The 20,503-nt window shown below is 60.0% G+C and carries 19 protein-coding genes; 17 read left to right on the top strand and 2 right to left on the bottom strand.

Translation table 11 applies throughout. The annotated features are described in order from the left end of the window. The first annotated feature begins 68 nt into the window (after positions 1-68). The 7 genes from BMX75_RS06340 to BMX75_RS06310 all read left to right on the top strand — a co-directional run bounded on the left by BMX75_RS06340 (position 69) and on the right by BMX75_RS06310 (position 6,068). The gene (locus BMX75_RS06340; RefSeq protein ID WP_092826296.1) at positions 69-911 is read left to right on the top strand and encodes a bifunctional allantoicase/(S)-ureidoglycine aminohydrolase; all 843 of its coding nucleotides are present in this window, start codon (positions 69-71) and stop codon (positions 909-911) included. 9 nt (positions 912-920) lie between these two features. Beyond that, positions 921-1,412 (top strand): ureidoglycolate lyase, encoded by a 492-nt coding sequence (locus BMX75_RS06335; RefSeq protein ID WP_092826294.1) that lies wholly within the window; start codon positions 921-923, stop codon positions 1,410-1,412. Positions 1,413-1,494: 82 nt separating this feature from the next. Next, positions 1,495-2,979 carry a pyruvate kinase gene (gene pyk, locus BMX75_RS06330; protein WP_092826292.1) on the top strand — a complete coding sequence of 495 codons (1,485 nt, stop codon included), beginning with the start codon at positions 1,495-1,497 and terminating at the stop codon, positions 2,977-2,979. Positions 2,980-2,981: 2 nt separating this feature from the next. Continuing rightward, positions 2,982-3,764 carry a molybdate ABC transporter substrate-binding protein gene (gene modA, locus BMX75_RS06325; RefSeq protein ID WP_245748399.1) on the top strand — a complete coding sequence of 261 codons (783 nt, stop codon included), beginning with the start codon at positions 2,982-2,984 and terminating at the stop codon, positions 3,762-3,764. A gap of 20 nt (positions 3,765-3,784) precedes the next feature. Further along, positions 3,785-4,432: a molybdate ABC transporter permease subunit gene (modB, locus tag BMX75_RS06320; RefSeq protein ID WP_245748397.1), complete on the top strand. Its 648-nt coding sequence runs from the start codon at positions 3,785-3,787 to the stop codon at positions 4,430-4,432. Further along, positions 4,425-5,531 (top strand): ABC transporter ATP-binding protein, encoded by a 1,107-nt coding sequence (locus BMX75_RS06315; protein ID WP_245748395.1) that lies wholly within the window; start codon positions 4,425-4,427, stop codon positions 5,529-5,531. The genes modB and BMX75_RS06315 overlap by 8 nt, the downstream gene beginning before the upstream one ends. A gap of 15 nt (positions 5,532-5,546) precedes the next feature. After that, entirely contained in the window at positions 5,547-6,068 is a 522-nt protein-coding gene (locus BMX75_RS06310) for a DUF192 domain-containing protein (RefSeq protein WP_092826284.1), read from the top strand. Here the strand turns inward: BMX75_RS06310 and BMX75_RS06305 are convergent. Beyond that, positions 6,065-6,925, bottom strand: coding sequence for a DMT family transporter (locus BMX75_RS06305; protein ID WP_092826282.1), 861 nt, complete (start codon positions 6,923-6,925; stop codon positions 6,065-6,067). The genes BMX75_RS06310 and BMX75_RS06305 overlap by 4 nt on opposite strands. A 226-nt stretch (positions 6,926-7,151) precedes the next feature. Here BMX75_RS06305 and BMX75_RS06300 point away from each other — a divergent pair, with 226 nt between their 5' ends. The 10 genes from BMX75_RS06300 to BMX75_RS06255 all read left to right on the top strand — a co-directional run bounded on the left by BMX75_RS06300 (position 7,152) and on the right by BMX75_RS06255 (position 19,723). Further along, entirely contained in the window at positions 7,152-8,162 is a 1,011-nt protein-coding gene (locus BMX75_RS06300) for a DctP family TRAP transporter solute-binding subunit (RefSeq protein WP_092826280.1), read from the top strand. Between the two features lie 61 nt (positions 8,163-8,223). After that, positions 8,224-8,703 carry a TRAP transporter small permease gene (locus BMX75_RS06295; RefSeq protein ID WP_092826278.1) on the top strand — a complete coding sequence of 160 codons (480 nt, stop codon included), beginning with the start codon at positions 8,224-8,226 and terminating at the stop codon, positions 8,701-8,703. Further along, positions 8,693-10,000, top strand: coding sequence for a TRAP transporter large permease (locus tag BMX75_RS06290; protein WP_092826276.1), 1,308 nt, complete (start codon positions 8,693-8,695; stop codon positions 9,998-10,000). The genes BMX75_RS06295 and BMX75_RS06290 overlap by 11 nt, the downstream gene beginning before the upstream one ends. A gap of 281 nt (positions 10,001-10,281) precedes the next feature. Continuing rightward, positions 10,282-11,268 carry a TAXI family TRAP transporter solute-binding subunit gene (locus BMX75_RS06285; protein ID WP_092826275.1) on the top strand — a complete coding sequence of 329 codons (987 nt, stop codon included), beginning with the start codon at positions 10,282-10,284 and terminating at the stop codon, positions 11,266-11,268. A gap of 136 nt (positions 11,269-11,404) precedes the next feature. Continuing rightward, entirely contained in the window at positions 11,405-14,008 is a 2,604-nt protein-coding gene (locus tag BMX75_RS06280) for a TRAP transporter permease (protein ID WP_092826526.1), read from the top strand. A 12-nt stretch (positions 14,009-14,020) separates the two neighbouring features. Then, positions 14,021-14,449: a universal stress protein gene (locus BMX75_RS06275; RefSeq protein ID WP_092826273.1), complete on the top strand. Its 429-nt coding sequence runs from the start codon at positions 14,021-14,023 to the stop codon at positions 14,447-14,449. A gap of 21 nt (positions 14,450-14,470) precedes the next feature. After that, a complete protein-coding gene (locus BMX75_RS06270) occupies positions 14,471-14,983 on the top strand; it encodes a putative pterin-binding protein (protein WP_340148045.1) in 513 nt (170 codons plus the stop codon). Then, positions 14,973-17,207, top strand: a complete 2,235-nt coding sequence (locus BMX75_RS06265) for a hybrid sensor histidine kinase/response regulator (protein WP_092826271.1) — start codon at positions 14,973-14,975, stop codon at positions 17,205-17,207. Before BMX75_RS06270 ends, BMX75_RS06265 begins: the two co-directional genes overlap by 11 nt. Then, positions 17,188-18,351: a nitric oxide-sensing protein NosP gene (gene nosP / locus BMX75_RS06260; RefSeq protein ID WP_092826269.1), complete on the top strand. Its 1,164-nt coding sequence runs from the start codon at positions 17,188-17,190 to the stop codon at positions 18,349-18,351. Before BMX75_RS06265 ends, nosP begins: the two co-directional genes overlap by 20 nt. Continuing rightward, on the top strand, positions 18,323-19,723 hold the full coding sequence (locus BMX75_RS06255) for an ATP-binding response regulator (RefSeq protein WP_092826267.1): 1,401 nt from the start codon (positions 18,323-18,325) through the stop codon (positions 19,721-19,723). Before nosP ends, BMX75_RS06255 begins: the two co-directional genes overlap by 29 nt. On the opposite strand, the gene BMX75_RS06250 is transcribed toward BMX75_RS06255, so the two are convergent. Next, positions 19,720-20,409, bottom strand: a complete 690-nt coding sequence (locus BMX75_RS06250) for a response regulator (protein ID WP_092826265.1) — start codon at positions 20,407-20,409, stop codon at positions 19,720-19,722. The two genes, BMX75_RS06255 and BMX75_RS06250, sit on opposite strands and share 4 nt — an antisense overlap. Positions 20,410-20,503: the final 94 nt, after the last annotated feature.

Genomic DNA, 20,503 nt, shown 5'->3' with positions numbered 1-20,503 from the left:
GACGCATACATAACAATGCTGCGCTGGCTGGCGCAGCCCATGACATATCGCTAGCTGACGAGGATAAAATGCCCGAAACGCCTTCTCCTACCTACTACGCGCCCACCGGCGGGCATCCGCCGCAAACCCAGATAACCGCAGACCGTGCTGTGTTTACTGAAGCCTACGCGCTGATCCCCAAGGGCGTGATGCGCGATATCGTCACCAGTAATCTGCCGTTCTGGGAAGGTACCCGGCTGTGGGTGCTGGCGCGGCCGCTGTCCGGGTTTGCCGAGACCTTCTCCCAATACATCATGGAAGTGCAGCCGGAGGGTGGCAGCGACAAGCCGGAGTTGGACCCTCAGGCCGAAGGCGTGCTGTTCGTGGTCGACGGGGAGTTAACCCTCACGCTGGCAGGCGAGCGCCATACCATGCGACCCGGTGGCTATGCGTTTATCCCGCCGGGTAGCCATTGGCAGGTGCGCAACGAAAGCCGTGAGCCGGTGCGCTTTCACTGGCTGCGCAAGGCCTACGAGTATGTGGAAGGGCTGGAGGTGCCCAAGGCGTTTGTCACCAACGAGCAGGATATAGACCCCATCGAAATGCCCGGCACCGAAGGCCGCTGGGCGACCACGCGCTTTGTCGACCCGGCGGATGTTCGCCACGATATGCACGTCAATATCGTCACCTTCCAGCCCGGCGGCGTGATTCCTTTCGATGAAACCCATGTCATGGAACACGGCCTTTACGTGCTGGAGGGCAAGGCGGTCTATCACCTCAATCAAAACTGGGTGGAAGTCGAAGCCGGGGATTTCATGTGGCTACGTGCCTTCTGCCCCCAGGCCTGCTACGCCGCTGGCCCAGGGCCGTTCAGGTACTTGTTGTATAAAGATGTCAATCGGCATGCCTCTCTTAAACTGTCATCTCGCTAAGGAGCCGCAATGCTGGAACTCAAAGCCGAGCCGTTGACGCCGGAGGCCTTTGCCCCTTTTGGCGATGTGATCGATGCGCGTACTTCCGCGTCGTTTCCCATTAATGCCGGGCGCACCCAGCGCCACCATGACTTGGCCAAGGTGGAAACCCTGGGCGAAAACGCCCGTACCCTGATTAACATCTTCGTCAGCCAGCCGGTCACTCTGCCGTTGGAACTCACCTTCCTGGAGCGGCACCCGCAGGGCAGCCAGGCGTTTATGCCGCTGCATGAAGAACGGTTTATTGTCGTGGTCGCCCCGCCGGGAGAGCTTATTAAGCCTGGCGATGTGCGCGCCTTTGTGACCGATGGCCGACAGGGGGTGAACTACCACGCGGGCACCTGGCACGCCATTCAATCGGTGCTGGACCGCGAAGGCGAGTTTTTGGTGGTGGACCGGGGCGGCGATGGCAATAACTGTGACGAATATTCGTTGTCGTTGCGGATTCACCTCGCCGATTAACTTGCGGTGTTGCATAGCGGTCATGTTTCGAGCGTTATACTGTTAGGCTAGTGATCATCAACGTCAAGCGCCTGGGAGCTTTATGAACGCACTGCACCATTCCTCCATCCGCCGCACCAAAATCGTCGCCACCTTGGGGCCCGCAAGCGACCGCGAGGGCGTGCTGGATGCCATGCTCGCCGCGGGCGTCGATGTGGTGCGGCTGAACTTTTCCCACGGCAGCGCCGAGGATCATCGGCGCCGACTTCAAGAAGTGCGTAAAGCTGCCGCCAAGCTGGGCAGAAGTGTGGCCGCACTGGGTGACCTCCAGGGGCCGAAGATCCGCGTCGCGCGCTTCAAAGAGGGCGCGGTCACCCTTAAGGAAGGTCAGCCGTTTATTCTCGATATGGCAATGGACGGCGAGGCGGGCGACAGCGCCCGGGTCGGTTGCGACTACAAGACGCTTGCCGATGACGTGGTGGCGGGCGACCGCTTGTTGCTCGACGATGGCCGTGTGGTGCTGGATGTCACCGGCGTCGAGGGCACGCAGATTCACACCCAGGTCGTGGTGGGCGGCAAGCTCTCCAACAACAAGGGCATTAACAAGCAGGGCGGTGGGCTCTCGGCCCCGGCCCTCACCGAGAAAGACAAGGAAGACCTGAAAACGGCGGTCGAGATCGGTGTGGATTACCTGGCCATCTCCTTCCCGCGCTCAGCCGACGACATGCTCGAGGCACGTCGCCTGCTGGGGGAGGCAGGGAAAGATATCGGCCTGGTTGCCAAGGTGGAGCGCGCCGAGGCGGTGGCCGATGACGCCACGCTGGATGGCATTATCGAAGCCTCCGAGGCGGTGATGGTTGCGCGTGGCGACCTGGGCGTCGAGATTGGCGATGCCCAGCTGGTGGGCGTGCAAAAGCGCATGATCAAGCGTGCGCGTACGCTCAACCGCGCGGTTATCACGGCCACGCAAATGATGGAAAGCATGATTGCGTCACCGTTGCCAACGCGTGCCGAGGTGTTCGACGTGGCCAACGCCGTGCTGGACGGCAGCGACGCGGTGATGCTTTCGGCGGAAACCGCTGCGGGGGATTATCCCGTCGAGACCGTCGACGCCATGGCACGGGTATGCCTGGGGGCCGAGCGCGAAAAAACCGCCCAGGAGTCGGGCCACCGCATCCACGAAGGTTTCACCCGCCCGGACGAGACCATTGCGCTCTCCGCCATGTACGCGGCCAACCACATGCAAGGTGTCACAGCCATCGCCTGTATGACCTCGTCGGGCTATACCCCGCTGATTGCCTCGCGAATCCGCTCGGGGCTGCCGATTGTCGGTCTGGCGCATAACCCCATCGCCCAGCGGCGCATGGCGCTCTACCGCGGTGTGGTATCACTGCCGTTTGATACCTCTGAAATGAGTGCCACGGAGCTTAATGACCGCGCCCTTGAGCTGTTGGTAAAACAGGGGGTCGCCAAGCCTGGCGATTACGTGATTCTGACCCGCGGTGATCATATGAATGCTCATGGCGGTACCAACACCATGAAAGTGATGGAGATTACCGAACAACACCTTCCCCCACAGGCGGGCTAAGCGTGCGTGGCGTGTGTGGGTGTGGCCTGTGGATGGCGTGGCTGCTGGCGGTGGCGATGCCCGCCTCGGCGGGGACTGCAACGGTGGCGGCGGCGTCGGATTTGCAGTTTGCGCTGACGGAGGCCGCCGAACGCTTCGAGCATGAAACCGGCCACACGCTACGGCTGAACTTTGGCTCGTCGGGCAATTTTCGCCGCCAGATTGCCCAGGGCGCGCCCTTCGAGCTTTTTCTCTCCGCCGATGAGCGCTACGTAGAAGCGCTGCACGACGAGGGTTATACCCTTGATGAGGGGGTGATTTATGCCGTCGGGCGTTTGGTATGGCTGCAGCGGGCGGGGCAAGGCGAGGCGCCTGGCGAAGACATGCCATTGGCCGGGGTTGAAAAGGCGCTGGCGCGCTATGCGAACGGTGAACGGCCGCGCATTGCGCTTGCCAATCCCGAGCACGCACCCTATGGCGTTGCCGCGAAGCAAGCGCTTACCCATGCGGGGCTGTGGTCTCAAACCGAACCGCTGCGGGTGCTGGGCGAAAACGTTTCCCAGGCGGCGCAGTTCGCGCTTTCCGACGACGCCCAAGGCGGACTGGTGGCCTATTCACTGGCGCTGGCGCCGCCGTTAGCGGAGCGAAGTGAGTACATGCTCATTCCTGAGGGCTGGCATGAGCCACTGCGCCAGCGCATGGTGCTCACCCGCCAAGCGGGCGAGGCAGCGCAGGCCTTCTATGCCTGGCTCCAGCAGGCAGAGGGGCGGGCGATCTTTCAACACTATGGGTTTAGTACAGACTGATGGATTGGTCGGCGCTTTTTGTGTCATTCCGCCTGGCGGCGCTGACGTGTGCTTTTTTGCTGCCCTTGGGGATCTTTCTGGGCCGCTGGTTAGCGAGTGCCCGCTTTCGCGGCAAAGGCCTTTGCGAGGCGCTGGTGGCACTGCCGCTGGTGCTGCCGCCAACCGTATTGGGGTTTTATCTGCTGCAGAGTTTTGGCCGCGAAGCGCCGGTCGGCCAGCTATGGATGTCGCTCACTGGCGGGGGGCTCAACTTCACCTTCAGCGGTATCCTGCTGGCCTCACTGGTCGCCAACCTGCCCTTTGCCGTGCAGCCGATTCAGCGCGCCTTTGAGAATATCCCCCATAACCTGCGCGAGGCGGCGTGGTGCAGCGGGCTAAGTCCGTGGCAAACGCTGCTGCGCATCGAGTTACCGCTGGTGTGGCCGGGTATCCTGTCCGCTACCGCGCTGACCTTCGCCCACACCCTGGGCGAGTTTGGCGTCATTCTGATGGTCGGTGGGGCAATAGACGGCGAAACCCGCACGCTGGCGATTGCCATTTACGACCGGGTGCAGGCCTTTGACGAGCAGGGGGCGGCCCTGATGGCGGCGTTGTTGCTGTTGGTGTCGTTCACCACTCTGGGCGTGGTCTATGGCCTGGCGGGTCGCCGGAGGTGGGGGCGTGGCTAGGTTGATAGTGAGTACCCAGCAAAGCGGGCCGATTCCACTCAACGCCGAGTTCAGCTGCTTGCCCGGCGAGCTGTTGGCACTGGTGGGGCCGTCGGGGAGCGGTAAAACCACCTTGCTGCGCGCCGTTGCCGGGCTTTACCGCCCGCAGCAGGGGCGCGTCGAGTGTGCAGGGCAGACGTGGTTTGATTCCCGGGGTAAGCGCTCGCTATCGCCCCAGCAGCGCCGGGTCGGCATGGTGTTTCAGGACTATGCGCTGTTTCCTCACTTGACCGCTTTGGAAAACATTGCGCTTGCGCTGCGGCATTTGCCGTCCGCCAGGCGCCGACCTCAGGCGGAACAATGGCTTGAAACGGTGCGCCTGAAAGGCCTGGAACATCGCTATCCCAGCGAGCTCTCCGGCGGCCAGCGTCAGCGTGTGGCCCTGGCCCGTGCGCTGGCTCGCGAGCCTCAGGTGCTGCTGCTCGACGAGCCGTTTTCGGCGGTGGACCAGGTAACCCGGCGACGGCTGCAGCGCGAGCTGGCCAGGCTTCGCCAGCAAATCTCGATCCCCATCGTGTTAGTCACCCACGACCTGGAAGAAGCCGCCGCGCTGGCGGATCAGGTTTGTGTGCTGCATAACGGTCGCAGTTTGCAACAAGCGTCGCCTGACACCCTGTTCAGAACCCCTGCCTCGCCTAACGTCGCCCGGCTGCTGGATCGGCATAACGTCTTTGAAGGCCAGGTGGTCGAGGTCGGTGGAGCGCGCCGTTTGCGCTGGGGCAACGATCAACTGGACGTTGCCTCGGGGCTCGACGGGCTTAATATCAATGAGCATGTGGCATGGTACCTGCCCCCCTCGGATATCGTGCTCCATCGTCGCGGTCGTCCTTCGCTTGGCGATCGGGAAAACCCGATTGCCGCGACGGTCGATGAGCTGGTCGTGCTAGGCGGCATGACCTCGGTGGCATTGCGCGTTCAACACGGCGATCTGCTACGTTTCGATATTGCCACCCATGCGGCACGACGTAATCAATTGACCCCCGGCGCGGCGGTGCATGTATCGCTATTGGCAGGGGGCATTCACCTGATGCCCGGACACGGCGTTAATAGCGCCCGATAAGACAAGGAAAACATCATGACCATGAATCGCCGGTCGCTGCTGAAAGCATCCATCATACTACCGCTGTCGCTATGGCTACCCGGGGCGCCACGGTGGGCGCAAGCGACGCCGGACGACGCCGAAACGCTGTCGTTGGCGATCCATACCCAGCAAGGCCCGCATCGCCTGGATGTCGAACTGGCCGATACATTGGCTGAACGTCAGCGGGGGTTGATGCAACGCGAGCACCTCCCCGCAAAGCGCGGCATGCTGTTTGTTTTCGACAACGAACGGTCGGCCAACAATGGGTTCTGGATGTATCAAACGCTGATTCCGCTGGACATCGCCTTCATCGACGCCGCAGGGCGTATCGTCGCCATTGATACCATGCAGCCCTGCGAATCGTCGTCGCCAGCTGACTGCCCCTCTTATGCGCCGGGGGCTGCCTATCATGCGGCGCTTGAGGTCAATGCGGGTTACTTTGCTGAACGGGGAATTGGCGTGGGTGACTGTGTATCGGTACCCGCCCTGACCGGCTTTTGCCAGCCGGAAAATTAAGTTGGCCGGGTGCGAGGGCCGATATTAAGCACAATCAGGGCAATGCCTGCGACCACCAGGCCGCCGCCCGCCAGTTTATGCACGCCCAGACTGTCACCCATCAATAGCGCCCCGAGGCCGACCGCCAAAACCGGTACGAGCAGCGTCATGGGGACCACGCGATTGACCGGGTGGCGGCGTAACAGGGCGTACCAGATGCCGTAGGCAACAATCGATGACATCACGGCGGTGTAAATCATCGCCCCCCAGCCCAACCAGCTCGCCTGCTGGATTGCCTGCCATTGGCCGCTCTCAAACAGCCAAGACCCCAGCCCTACCTGAGGTACCGCGAACAGCGCGACCCAGCCCGCCAACGCCAGCGGCGCAATGGGTGGGCCGCGTTTGATTAACAGCTGCGATACCGCCCAGCCCATGGCACTGCACAAAAGAATCGCCAGGGGGAGAGGCGTCGGTAAAGTGGGGCCACCCGCCAATACGATAATGCCCGCAAACGAGAGCAGCAGCCCAATAACGCGTTTGGGGCCGAGCTTTTCTTTCAGAAAGATCACCGCCAGCAGCGTGGCAAAGGGCGTGCCCATCTGCACTAAAAGCGCACCCGTACCTGCCTCGGCCTGCTGTAAGCCAATAAACAGCAGGCCAAAATGCAGGCTGCCGAAGGTGAAGGAAAGTAATAGCAAAAATGGCAGTTGGGCTCGCGACACAGGATAGAAGGGCACCAGCAGTACAGCGACCAGCGTAAAGCGCAGCGTGGTCAGCAGCAGCGGCGGGAGTTCTGTGACGCCGACCTTGATGACGATGATGTTCAACGCCCAGACAGTGATGACAAAGAGGCCGAGCAGCAGGTCGCGTAGGGGCACGTTGATGTCCGTTGACAGATGGAGATGCTCGCCATTGTATCAGCTTGGGAGACTGCCAAAATGATAGTGCCGTAAGTCACCGCATTTCCGTCTCCTTCTAGGTGAACGATGCCGACCTTCGGTGTCTTCCTTTTGTGAGTGAAGTGCTTACAATGAAGCGGGGCACTGTCAGCGGCGTTGCGCCGCTGAACACGCCACCATAAAAACCGATAAAAAAGGATCTATCATGACGCTGACACGCTCAATGGCTTGCCTGTCTACCGGCTTGGCCGGTGCAATGTTGCTGTCTTTCTCGCTATCTGCCCAGGCGCGCGAACTCTCGGTTTCAACCGTTTTGTCTGACGCTTTCCCTTGGGGGCAGGCGGCGGAGAAGTGGGCAGAACTGGTCGAGGAACGCAGCGATGGCGAACTGACAATGCGGGTATACCCCAACTCTCAGTTGGTATCCGGTGATCAGACCCGCGAATTCTCGGCCATGCGGTCGGGGCTTATTGACGCTGCTGTGGGCTCGACCATCAACTGGTCGCCGCAGGTGCCCGAGCTCAACCTTTTCTCGTTGCCGTTTTTCATTCCTGACGAAGCCGCGGTGGATGCGGTCACCGGTGGTGAGGCCGGAGAAATGGTTTTTGAAGCGATCGAGTCACGGGGAGTTATTCCGCTGGCCTGGGGGGAAAATGGCTTTCGCCAGGTATCCAATTCACAAGGCCCCATCAGTGAGCCGAGTGATTTGGACGGCTTGAAAATCCGCGTAGTGGGCTCGCCGCTGTTCCAGGATACGTTCTCCGCGCTGGATGCCGACCCGACACAAATGAGCTGGACCGATGCTCAGCCAGCGTTGACGACCGGTGCGGTTGATGGCCAGGAAAACCCGCTCTCGGTATTTGATGTGGCGCGCATTGACCAGGTCGGCCAGGAGCATCTGACGCTCTGGAACTACATGAATGACCCGCTGATTTTTGCCGTCAACCAGCAGGTGTGGCAATCATTGAGTGAAGAACAGCAAACGCTGCTGCGCGAAACCGCGGTCGAAGCCGGCGAGTGGGAAATCGCCATGACCCGTGAACAGGAAAGCGAGCGGCTTGAGGCCATTAAAGAACGCGGCGTGACGGTGACGGAGCTTACCGATGCGCAGTACCAGGCGTTTGTCGACGCAACGCAGTCCGTCTACGAAAAGTGGGCACCCCGCATTGGCGAAGACCTGGTCGAGGCCGCACAAGCCGCTATCGACGCACGTTAATCACCCTTGATGTTGTGTCTCCCAGTCGTCAAGGCTGGGAGTTTTTCGCTGTGAGGCTGCCATGAAAGGCTTTCCTGATGCGCGACCTGAGCGCTGGCTGGGCGCACTGGCACTGATTATTATTGCATTGATTAGCCTGGGCAACGTGATCACGCGCTATTTAACCGGCGGGTCGTTTTCCTTCACCGAGGAGTTTTCGGTGTTCCTGCTGGTCGTGCTGACCTTCGCCGGGGCGTCGGTGGCGCTGCGGCGTAACCGCCATATCCGGATCAGCTTTCTGGAACGCGCATTGCCGTTTAAGTACCGCCGTGCCCTGATTCTTTTTCAGGCGCTCTGTGGTGCCATCGTACTGGGCTTGATCACTTGGTACGGCGGCAAGCTTGCCTGGCAGGAATACCAGTGGGAGTCGCTGTCGCCCGGGCTTGGCCTGCCGCAGTGGTGGTATATCGTCTGGCTGCCGGTGTTGTCTGCCGCCATGCTGTGGCGTTTGCTGGAGCAAACCCGCGAGCGTCTGACCGGGAGGTTTGGCGATGACGCCTGACGTGTGGATGATTCTGGCGTTCGCCGGATTGCTGATCGCAGGCGTGCCGGTAGCGTTTTCGCTTGCGCTTTCGGGGGCGGTGGGAATCGTTATAGGGCTGTCGCCGGATATGCTGGCAACCCTGGGCACCAACACCTACAACAGTATTGCCAAATACCCGCTGATTGCGATTCCGCTATTTATCTTAACCGGGCTGATTTTCGAGCGTGCCGGTGTCGCGTTGCGCCTGGTACGTTTTGCCCAGGCGTTGATTGGCCCGCGCCATGGCGGTTTGGCGCTGGTCGCGGTGCTGGTATGCATGATTATGGGGGGCATGAGCGGTTCTGGTCCCGCGGACGCGGCGGCGGTGGCGATGGTGATGCTGCCGAGCATGACCAAGGCGGGCTACCCAAAGCCGTTTTCCGCCACCCTGATTGCGGCCTCGGCTTCCACCGCGATTCTCATACCGCCCTCCGTTGCGTTGATTCTCTATTCCATTGTCGTGCCGGGTGTCGATCTGCGTGCCTTGTTTGCCGCCGGGTTGTTTCCGGGTTTGCTCGCGGGCCTGGCGCTGTTACTACCGGCACTGCTGGTAGCCAGACGCCACGGCTGGGAAGGCGGGACACCAGTGGAGGGCGCTGAGCGGCTGACGGTAAGAGACACCTTCAGGCAGGCATTGCCTGCATTATTCGCACCGGTGCTGATCCTGGGTGGGCTGCGCTCCGGGCTCTTTACCCCGACGGAAGCCGCGGTGGTGGCGGTCGCCTACGGCGCCGTAGTCGGGCTTTTTCTCACTCGCGAGCTGTCATGGCGGGACTTGTGGGAGTTGTTTGGCGAAGCGGCCATTATTTCAGGCGTGGTGATGCTGATTATCGCTCTGGCGGGTATCTTTGCCTGGGCGGGCACCATGCTGGGCACGTTTCGCCATTTGGCGGAGTGGATTATTGGCTTGACCGATAACGGCGTGCTGCTGCTGATTCTGGTGATGCTGGCCGTCCTGGTGGCCGGAATGCTGCTGGATGCGATCTCGATTTATCTGATCATGATGCCGATCCTGATTCCGGTCATGCAGCACTTTGAATGGAACCCGGTGTGGTTCGGCATATTGCTCGCCATGAATATTGCCATCGGGCAGTTTACGCCACCAGTGGCCGTGAATTTGATGGTCACCACGGAGGTGGCCAAAATCCGCCTTGAGCAGACACTGGGCTGGGCCTTGTTGTTCGTGGTGGCAATGGGCTGCGCGTTGGCATTGGTGGCCATATTCCCGAGCATTGCGCTGTGGCTGCCGCGTGTGCTGGGCTATAACGTTGACTGATACCGCACGGCCCATGCCAAAGCGGAATAGCGGTTAACGCTCCCTAAACGGTGAAGATCGCTACACTGAGCTTATGGATGGGTAAACGAAGTTCGCTGTCAGATGTATCTGATTTCGCCAACGAGGTTTTTTTTCGCTAAAGTAGTGAAAGCCGACAGAAACTGTCGATGCTGATAACAGATTGTCTTGAAAACGTTTTGGCCCCGTCACCCTGCATGTACCGAGCGCAGGCGGGGGGCCAACGCACAATGCTCATAACATCAAGATAAAGAGGTGTGTTCATGAAACGCCATGCATTTTCTACCGCTGCCTTCTCAGGTGCGCTACTCGCCGCCGCTGCCTTTGCATCTCCCGCAATGGCACAGGAAGACGAACAGTTCATTACCATCGGCACCGGTGGCCAGACCGGGGTTTATTATGTGGTCGGCCAGTCCGTCTGTCGCCTGGTCAACCGCGGCAGCGACGAGCACAACATCCGTTGTAACGCGCCATCGACCGGTGGCTCGGTTGCCAATATTAACGGCATCAAATCCGGCGAGCTGGATATGGGGGTTGCCCAGTCCGATGTTCAGTTCCAAGCCTACAATGGTACCGGGAACTTCGAGGGAGATGCGTTTGAGGAACTGCGCGCCGTCTTTCGTATTCATGGCGAGCCGTTGACACTGCTGGCCCGTCAGGACTCAGGTATCGAAACGCTGGATGACCTCGAAGGCAAACGCGTTAATATCGGCAACCCGGGCTCCGGTCAACGCAACACCATGGAAGTGGTGATGGATGCTAAGGGGTGGGAGCGAGACACCTTCTCCCTGGTCTCGGAGCTGGACGCCGCCGAGCAGGCTGCTGCCCTGTCTGACAACAACATCGACGCCATGGTATACGTGGTCGGCCACCCGAACGGTTCCATCCAGGAAGCGACTACCACGGTGGACTCACGCCTGATCCCGTTGAACGACGATGATATTCAGGGCATTGTTGACGAATACCCCTACTACTCCACGTCTGTGATCCCCGGCGGTCTGTATAAAAACAACCCCGATGATGTCGAGACGTTCGGTGTGGCGGCAACGTTCGTGACCTCCGCGGATGCCAGCGACGATGTGGTCTACGAAACCGTTAAAGCGGTATTCGACGACTTTGACCGTTTCAAGCGCCTGCACCCGGCCTTCGAAAATCTGGATGCCCAGGACATGGTGACGCAAGGCCTGTCCGCGCCTCTGCATGACGGTGCCAAGCGGTATTACGTCGAGCAGGGCTGGATCGAAGAGTAAGGCTATCGAGTCCGGGTGATGATCACCCAGTGAAAGTTGCGCGCGGTCTCTAACGGGGCCGCGCGCTGTGTTTGGGATGCCGCCAGGCATCAAGCGGGCACCTCACAGTGCCATCCATATTTTGCAGGGCATGCATATGACAACGGACAACACCAAGACCGGTGGGTCAAATGTTGATCTTGAAGATCTGGTTGCTTCTACGGACTCTGGGTCTCGTAAACCGGCGGGAATGCCCGGCAAGCTGCTGGTAGGGATTGCCGCGGTATGGTCCCTCTTTCAGCTGTGGATTGCGTCGCCACTGCCGTATATCGTCGGCTTCGGGGTATTTAACGCGACGCAATCCCGTTCGATTCATTTGGCTTTTGCGCTGTTCCTGGCGTACATGGCATACCCTGCGCTCAAGCGTTCGCCCCGCGATCGTATTCCGCTGCAGGACTGGGTGCTGGCCGCAGTGGCCGCATTTTGCGGCGCCTACATGTTCATTTTTTACGAGGGGTTGTCGAACCGCCCTGGTGCGCCGCTGTTGGTTGATGTTGTCGTCGGGGTGGCGGGGATCTTGTTGTTGCTGGAAGCGACACGGCGGGCCCTTGGGCCGCCGCTGATGATTGTTGCCTCCGTGTTTTTATTCTATTCGCTGGCCGGTCCCTGGATGCCGGGCATGCTGGCCCATGGCGGGGTGAGTCTTTTTGGGCTGGTAAATCATCAATGGTTAACCACCCAGGGGGTGTTCGGTATTGCGCTGGGAGTGTCCACCAGTTTTGTCTTCCTGTTCGTATTGTTTGGCGCGCTGCTGGATAAAGCGGGCGCCGGTAACTACTTTATTAAAGTCGCGTTTTCATTGCTTGGGCACTACAAGGGTGGCCCGGCCAAAGCGGCGGTGGTGGCGTCGGGCATGACCGGTTTGATTTCGGGGTCCTCGATTGCCAATACGGTGACCACCGGCACCTTTACCATTCCCATGATGAAACGCGTGGGCTTCTCCTCGGAGAAGGCAGGTGCTGTCGAAGTCGCCTCCTCGGTCAATGGGCAAATCATGCCGCCCGTGATGGGGGCCGCCGCGTTTCTGATGGTCGAATACGTGGGTATTTCGTATGTCGAAGTCATCAAGCACGCCTTTCTGCCCGCGCTGATATCCTATATTGCGCTGATTTATATCGTTCATCTGGAAGCCCTGAAAGCCAATATGCAGGGGCTGGAAAGCAGCAACCCGCCCAAGCCGCTCGTCCGCAAGGTGACGGGCTTTTTGGCTGGCCTGTTGTTGATGATGATCACGGCACTTGCGGTGTATTACGGCCTGGGCTGGTTGCAGCCAGTGCTGGGACCGGCTGCGCCTTGGGTGATTGGACTGGCGCTGGCGGCGGTTTATGTGGCATTGCTCAAACTGGCCTCGGGCTATCCTGAGCTGGAAGTCGATGACCCCAATGAGCCGGTGCTCAAACTGCCGCAAACCCGCCCCACGGTGCTGGTCGGTTTACAGTATATTCTGCCCGTGATCGTGTTGGTGTGGTGTTTGATGGTCGAGCGCCTGTCGCCAGGGCTATCGGCCTTTTGGGCCACGGTATTCATGATCTTTATCATGCTGACCCAGCGTCCGATTACCGCGTATTTTCGTGGCCGTAGCGATATTGCGCCCGATCTGCGTGAAGGCGCTATGGATCTGTGGAATGGGCTGGTGACCGGTGCCCGTAACATGATCGGTATCGGCATTGCGACGGCGACGGCGGGGATCATTGTCGGGGCGGTTTCCCAGACCGGGGTCGGACTGGTGTTGGCCGATGTGGTCGAAACCCTGGCGATGGGCAACCTGATGCTGATTTTGCTGTTTACCGCGGTACTCAGCCTCATTCTCGGTATGGGACTGCCGACCACTGCCAACTACATTGTGGTGTCGGCCCTGCTGGCGCCAGTGATTATTCAACTGGGGGCTCAAAATGGCCTGCTGGTCCCGCTGATTGCCGTGCACCTGTTTGTGTTTTACTTCGGTATCATGGCGGATGTCACGCCACCGGTGGGGCTTGCCTCGTTTGCGGCCGCTGCGGTGTCCGGGGGCGACCCGATTCGCACCGGTTTCCAGGCGTTTTACTACAGCTTGCGCACGGCAGCGCTCCCTTTCCTGTTCATTTTCAATACCGACCTGCTATTGATTGACGTGACCCTGCTGCAAGGGGTGTTGATCTTTGTGGTGGCGACGGTGGCCATGCTGATTTTTGCTGCCGCGACTCAAGGCTTCATGATTACGCGTAACCGCTGGTATGAGTCGGCCTTGCTGCTCGTGGTGGCCTTTGCGCTTTTCCGTCCTGGCTTTTTCATGGACATGATTCACGATCCTTATCGGTCGACGCCGCCAACCGAGTTCGTCGAAACCCTGGGTAACGTCGATGCGGGATCGTCGCTGAGAGTCCAGATTAGTGGTCTGGATGATTACGGCGACCCCATGACCACCTATATGCTGGTGCCCGTGCCGGAAGGTGATAGTGGTCAGGAACGCCTGGATAATCTGGGACTGATGCTGCTGACAGAAAACGATGAAGTCATGGTCGATATGGTGACCTATGGCAGTGATGCGGCAGATCTGGGCTTTGATTTCGATCAGGAAATCGTTGAAGTCCTGGCGCCGGTGGACCGCTGGACAAAAGAGTGGATCTGGATACCCGCTCTTGGCGTTTTCGCCCTGATCGTCATGCTACAGCGCCGTCGCCGGGATGCCGATGGCCGCACTACCAAGGCCAATGCCGCGTGAGGAGGGGCTGTCATGTACCACAAAATTTTACTGCCCGTTGATCTCAATGAAGAGAGTTCGTGGGGCAAGGCGTTACCCACGGCCATCAAGCTGTGCCATACGTTTGACGCGTCGCTTCACGTGGTGACGGTGCTGCCGGACTTCAAGATGCCCATGGTGGGGGCGTATTTTCCTAAAGACTTCTCCAAGAAGGCGCATGAGGCCGTCAAGGACGCCCAACATGCTTTTATAGAAGAGCACGTGCCTGAAACAATCAATACGCAAAGCGTGATTGTCGACGGTTCACCGTGGGAGGCGATCATCAAGGTCGGTAAACAGCTGGATATCGATCTGATCGTCATGGCCTCACATACCAAGCGCAAGTTTGTTGATTACGTACTTGGGCCTAACGCCGAGCATGTGGTGCACCATGCCAAGATGTCGGTCATGATTGTCCGCTAGTTGCCCGAAGGGGATATCGCAGTGAAGGCGTTTTTATTGAAAGCCGCCCTGCTGGCGTTCAGCATTCCGCTGGCGGGGGGCGCGTCCATGTCAGTTGAAAGCCATGCGCCGACGGGGCCGGTGATTCTGAAAGTTGTGGGCGATATTGCCCCCACAAATGTCGATGATGAAGCGCATTTTGATCGCAGGATGCTGGAGCAACTGCCGCAGCATGATTTTGCCACGACCACACCCTGGACCGACAGCCGCAATCATTATGAAGGCCCGCTGATGCGCGACCTGCTGGCGCATCTGGGTGTGGAGGATGGCAGCATCAATGTACTGGCGCTTAATGGTTACGAGGCGGAGATTCCGGTCAGTGATTTTTATGACTACGATGTCATTCTGGCCCACAAACGCGATGGCGAGGCGATTCCAGTCCGAGAATACGGCCCGCTTTGGGTCCTGTATCCCTTTGACCAGGATGACGCCCTGCTGAGTGAGAAAATGCGCTTTCGAGCCGTCTGGCAGGTGATGCTGATCAATGTCCTCTAGCGTTCCCTTGACGCATTATCCTCGCTTGCTGCGTTATCCATGGCGCTTCAAACTGGTTGCCATGGCCGCCGTGGTGCTGTTTGCGGCAGCCCTGGTCGTGGCGACAATCGCCGCCTGGCGGCAGGATAACCTGACCCAAACCCTGCGTGAGGACACTTCCTGGGTGGTTTACAAGCTGGACCGTGATGCGGTCCAGTTGCTCAATCAGCTACTCAACGCAACCCGGGGGCCGATAGCGCCGAGTGCTCAGGATGAGTTGGAACTGGGGTTTGAGCTGCTCTATAGCCGCCTTACCTTGCTCAATGAAGGGGAGGTCAGCGAGCTGCTCAACCGTATTGACCCTGCGCGCGAACTGCTCGATGACATCCAGCAGCAGCTAGACACTCTCGACCCGATGTTCGAGCCCCACGAAACTCTCCAGCAGATGCCGATCACCGCGCTGGAAACCGAACTGCGAGCGCTGACGCGGCTCACCGAACGGCTGGTGATCACCATCAACGGTTATCTGGCAGAGTCTGCCACGGAAGAGCGCGCCCAGCTTAGCCTGCTGTACAAGCTGTTGATGAGCCTGATTATGGCGATGAGCCTGGCGGCCTTGCTGGTGGTGGTGTTTCTGGTGCGGGAAATGCGCGAGAGCGCCGCTGCCCGGCGAGACCAGGAAGCGCTGAGCCGCCAGTTGGAAGTCACCGCCAAGCAGGCCCAGGCAGCCAATCAAGCGAAATCCGACTTTCTCGCCATGGTGAGTCATGAAATTCGCACGCCGCTCAATGGCGTCATCGGAATGAGCGAATTGTTGCGCGAGCCCGCCAATCGGGTACAGGTTGAAGATTACGCCAACACGATTTATGACAGTGCCAATCAGTTACTGGCGATGATCAATGAAATTCTGGACTTTTCCAAAATCGAAGCCGGTCATCTTCGTCTCGAAACGGCACCCACTGCGGTCAAGCCGCTGGTGGAAAGCGTCGTGGCGTTGTTCGAGCCAAGGGCTGAAGCCAAAGGACTGATGCTCACGACCGATGTGGATGAACGGGTACCTGCCTGGGTAATGGTTGATGCCGGTCGGCTACGGCAAATTCTGCTCAACCTGCTGGCTAACGCCATCAAGTTCACCGATGACGGGGCGGTCTCTGTACGGGTCTCCGCCACGGTTGACCATTTATTCTTCGACGTCAGTGATACGGGCTGCGGCCTGAGCGACGCACAACAACAGCGTCTTTTCGAGCCTTTCCAGCAGGCCGATGCATCGGTCGCCCGGCGTTTTGGCGGCACCGGCCTTGGGCTGGCCATTTCCAAGCGATTAAGCGACGCCATGGGGGGGCAGATGAGTGTTGATAGCCAGCCGGGTGAGGGCAGCACCTTCCGCTGCCAACTACCCCTGGAGGAAGCGACGCCCCAGCAGCGCACGGAGCTGCCGTCGTCTTCGACCCAGCCACATTTTGCCGGTACGTCGCTACTATTGGTGGAGGACAACGCTATCAACCGTAAAGTCGCCGTTGAGTTGCTGGCGCACTTGGGCTGCGATGTGGTCTGTGCTGAAAGTGGTCATGATGCGCTGGCCATGGTGGCGGCGCAGCGTTTCCATCTGATTTTTATGGATATTCAACTCCCCGATACGGATGGCCTGGATATCACCCGCAAGCTGCGTGCGCAGGGGGGGTGGCTGGTCGAGGTGCCCATCGTGGCCATGACCGCCGGCGGTGTTGAGGACGACCGGCAGCGTTGCCTGAAGGCAGGCATGAACGACTACATCACCAAGCCGCTATCAACCGATGCGTTGAGCAACGTTCTCGCTTTTCAGTTGGGTGAGGCTACGGACGCTTCGCCTCAATCCACAGCGCCTTCAAGCGATGACACCCTGCTCAATGAGGACACCTTGGCCAGCCTTTCCAGCAACCTTGAAGAGGATCATCTGCGCGAGCTTATTGCCCTGTACCACCGGCAAGTCGAGGATTATCTGGCACAGTTTACGGCCTACCTCGAGTTTGACACCTTGTCCGACGAGCACACCCAACAGGTTGCACGTCTGGCCCATCAACTGCGCGGTGAAGCGCTGAGTATCGGGGCGCAGCAGGTGGCGAAGTACGCCAAGCGGCTCGAGATATTGGTCGCCAAGACGACGGCTACCGGCGAGCTGAATCACGCCTTGGATAAGCTGCGTCAGACCGCCGCGCGTACGCATTTGGCGTTGGAGAAATGGCAGCGTGACGACTTCTCTCGCTAACCACGGCACTGTGGTGGTCGCCAGCCGATCGGCAAATGCCGAGCAGGCAGTGCAAGCATTGGCCGAGGGCCTCAGCCATGCCGATCTTGGCGGCGTCATTTTTTTCTGCAGTGCCGAGTATGATCTGGATCGGTTATCGGCCGCGCTGGACCGCGCTTTTCCGACGGTACCGGTCAGTGGCTGCACCACAGCAGGCGAGATTACCCCCGAGGGGTATGATCGCGGCAGCATTGTGGCGATTGGCTTTGATCATCGGGTATTCGCCATGGAAGCGTCGCTGGTCGACGATCTGGACCGTTTCGCGCTGAGTGACGCCCAGCCGCTGGTCGATGACTTGACCGAGCGCTGCCGTCGTCGGGCGCTGGCACCGGTGAACGAGCACAGTTTTGCGCTGACCTTGCTGGACGGGCTTTCAAGCCGTGAGGAGCAGGTGCTGGCGACCCTGGACGCAGCCCTGGGGCGTATACCCAGCTTCGGCGGCTCCGCCGGTGACGATAACCATCTTGCCCACACCCATGTGTATGCCAACGGGCGCTTTCACAGCCGTGCCGCCGTGGTCGTCATGATCAATACGTGCCTACCGTTTGAAGTGTTCTCGACCCATCATCTGTTGCCGTTGGCGCATAAGCTGGTCGTGACCGAAGCGGACCGCGATCGCCGGCGCGTGGTGGAGCTGAACGGCCTTCCTGCGGCCAGTGTCTACGCTGACTTGGTCGGCGTCCCGCTAGATGCCCTCGTGCCCGAGGTATTTGCGCGGCACCCCCTCGCGGTACAACTTGGGGGACAGCATTTCGTGCGCTCGATTCAGCGCGTGAACGACGACGGTAGCCTAAACTTTTACTGTGCGGTGGAAAACGGCATTGTCCTGACGGCAATGCAGCCTGCTCCGTTACTGGATGATCTCAATCGCATGCTTGACGGGGTGACGGCACGGTTGGGGCCACCATCGCTGATGATTGGCTGCGACTGCTTCTTGCGCCGCATGGAGCTGGAAGCGGTCGACCATCTTGAGCAGGCCTCGGCACTGCTGCGCCGCTCGCGGGTGATAGGGTTTAACACCTACGGTGAGCAGCACCACGGCATGCATGTCAATCAAACCTTTACAGGAGTGGCACTTGGCACTCTTCCAACTCTCGACGAGTGACGACACGACACTCAGCCCCGAGGCTTTACGCGAAGAAAATCGCCGTCTGCGCAAAGTGTGCCAGGCGCTGATGAGCCGCGTGGAATCGGGCAGCGGTGCCGATGGCGCGCCTTACGCGGCTTTCGAGCGCTCCGTTCTGCTGGCCGAACAGGTCAAGGAACGCACCGATGCGCTGCACCGTGCCCTGGATGAGCTGGGGCAGGCCAACGCCCGTCTACAGGCGGCAAAAGCCGATGCCGACGCCGCCAACCTGTCGAAAACCAAGTTTCTCGCGGCCGTCAGTCACGACCTGCTGCAGCCGCTTAACGCCGCCCGGCTGTTTGTCAGTGCCCTGGAAGCTCATTCCTTGCCCGAGGCATCGACTACCCTGGTCGGCCATGTGGGGCGCTCGTTGAAAGATGTCGAAGGGTTGCTGGGCACGCTGGTGGATATTTCGCGTCTGGATGCGGGGGTGCTGCACGCCGACAAGGCACCCTTTGCGGTCAGCACTCTGCTGGACGCCTTGGCGGAGGAATACCGTCAGGTGGCGGCCGTGCGAGGCTTGAGCCTGCATTACGTGCCGTCGCATGTCATGGTGGAGTCAGACCTGGCGCTGCTGGCAAGGGTGATCCGTAACTTCTTGAGCAACGCCGTGCGCTATACCGAGCAAGGCCACGTGCTGTTGGGCTGCCGCCGCCGCCCAGAAGGCGTGGAGATCATGGTCGGTGATACCGGCCCAGGGATTGCCGAACAGCAGCGCGAAGCGATCTTCCTCGAGTTTCAGCGCTCCCCGGAGGCCCAGCGCCATCACAGCCGAGGGCTGGGCCTCGGCTTGGCTATCGTCGACCGCATCAGCACCATGCTGGAGCAGCCGGTAACGCTGGCCTCTCGGTCCGGGCATGGCTCGCTGTTTTCAATCACCGTGCCGTATGCGTCTTCCCATGCCGCTTCGTCTCGACGTAGTGCTGAGCCGAGAGGGGCCGTGGCAGACGATGACCCCGGGTCGCCGCTTGCTGAGTGCGTGGTGTGGGTCATCGATGACGATGAGGCGATTATCGACGGCATGCAGGCGCTGCTGGGGAGCTGGGGCTGCCGGGTCAGGGCGGCGGCCACGGCCAGTGCGCTTGAAGCCACCAGTGATGGCGAGACCCCTGACGTCTTGCTGGTTGATTATCATCTTGGCGATCACCGGGAAACAGGCTTGGCGCTGGCGGCGCGCCTGCGCCGTCGCTATCCAGGCTTGGCAGCGGTGGTGATTACCGCCAACCATGATGCGCAACTCAGCCGTTCCGCCCGCGAGGCGGGCATGCACTGCTTGTTGAAACCGTTAAAGCCGATGCGCCTGAGGATGCTGCTGGTCAGCCTGTTAACCCCACAGGGCAGCCAGGGTTAGCGCGTCGTGCGGCTGGCCAAGTAAAGCGGCAGGTTCGCCTCGCCCGCCATCACGATGGCATGGACGCGGCTGGTGGCTTCCAGTTTGCGCAAGATCGCCGAGACGTGGGTTTTGACGGTCGTCTCGGCAATGCTTAGTTCGCGGGCGATCAGCTTGTTCGACATGCCCTGGGTCATGCAGCTCAACACCGCAAGCTGCTTGTCGGTCAACCGGGCGAGCTTGTCACCGGCCGGGGGTTCGGTGGCTGCCGATGGCCTGGATTCGGCCGGGGGCCTTGCGGAGGGAGGGCGGCGCATGACATCGGAAGGCAGATAGAGTTGCCCTTCGAGAATCTGGGTGAGCGCACTGATCATGGCCTCTCTAGGGGTTGATTTGGGGATGTAACCCACAGCGCCCAGGCTGATCGCATCCAGTACTAGCTGACGCTCCTGATGCGCCGAAATAATCGCCACCGGCAGCCAGGGAAACGCCGCGCGCAGGTGGGTCAGACCGTCGAGGCCTTCCGCATCGGGCAAGCTCAGGTCGAGCAGCAGCAAGTCCAGGCCGTCGTGCTCGCTAATCAGGGGGATGGCAGCGGCGAGGCTATCGGCTTCCAAAAGTTGGCTATGCGGCAAGCCGCTGCTGACCACCACCTGCAGCGCGTCGCGAAACAGCGGATGATCGTCTGCCACCAATAACGAATACATGGCGTCTCCTACCAAGGGATGAGGGCGCATCCTGCCAACGGGGTATATCGCGTTGCGCCCGTCTGACCAACACTGCATGAGCAACCTTTAATAA

Source organism: Vreelandella subterranea, from assembly GCF_900111305.1.
GTDB classification, from domain to species: Bacteria; Pseudomonadota; Gammaproteobacteria; order Pseudomonadales; family Halomonadaceae; genus Vreelandella; species Vreelandella subterranea.
This window is presented reverse-complemented; position numbering and strand designations above follow the sequence as displayed.